At 56.9% G+C, this 831-nt stretch carries 1 protein-coding gene and 1 pseudogene; both read left to right on the top strand.

From position 1 onward, the window contains the following. Positions 1-180: 180 nt before the first annotated feature. Positions 181-582, top strand: a complete 402-nt coding sequence (locus HV670_RS30225) for a FadR/GntR family transcriptional regulator (protein ID WP_246258146.1) — start codon at positions 181-183, stop codon at positions 580-582. Continuing rightward, positions 579-831: pseudogene (locus HV670_RS30220) on the top strand (hypothetical protein); the annotation flags it as partial. The gene HV670_RS30225 and the pseudogene HV670_RS30220, both read left to right, overlap by 4 nt.

Here is an 831-nt window from a genome sequence, read left to right as displayed (position 1 = left end):
CAAGCCGGACCTCATCGATGCAGAGGGCAATATTACGAATGAATCGACGCGGAAGTTCCTGAGTGACTACATGGAGCGTTTCGCGGTCTTCACGTCGAGGCTTGCGGCGAGGTAGAGCGCCTTACGAGGGTTCCGCAACGGGTGGCATTGTCGACGAACGCATGGACGACCCGCTTGGGAGTGGCTGCCGCTGATGGCACTACGGGCGTGCGATCTGACGAAACTTTGGATGCGCGATGTCTGCCTGGGCGCACGCATAGTGCCGCGGGCGACAAGCGCAATCACTGGTTTGGCGTCGAAAGGGACAATGCGAGATGTGTTGCCGATGACTACCAGTTCCACCAGGCTATCTTAAAGGCGGCGCACAATCCCGCACTTCTTGAAACTTGCAAATTCCTCTCGATTGCAATGAATGAAACCATCGCGTCGACGCCTAAAGTCGACATTCCTGAACCCGACTACGATGCGCATCGCTCGTTGATCGACGCCATCGAGTCTCGCTCTTCCGATATAGCGGAAAAGGCAGTCCGCGACTTCATGAATTTCATTCTTGTCGCGCTGCCGGAGGTGTCCCGGTCATGAGCCCGGAAATTTCCGATTCGTCATTGCTTCCCGTTCAGACGCACGCGGGCTCTAGAGAATTGCAGCCTGCCATGGACATGACGCTTGCAGACGAGCAGCTGATCGATGTACAGGTTGATTCAGTGCCGCCGCCCAAGGTTGAAGCACTCCCCAGAGTTCGCGGGAAGGTATTGCTTGGAGCCAGCCTTGTCCTGGTCGCGCTCAATCTCCGTCCGCTGTTTTCGAGCCTCGGCTCGTTGCTGCCTGAAG

Origin of the sequence: Pararobbsia alpina (assembly GCF_902859895.1) — a bacterium.
GTDB classification, from domain to species: Bacteria; Pseudomonadota; Gammaproteobacteria; order Burkholderiales; family Burkholderiaceae; genus Pararobbsia; species Pararobbsia alpina.
The sequence above is the reverse complement of the archived record's forward strand: the minus strand, read 5'-3'. Positions and strand labels throughout refer to the sequence as shown.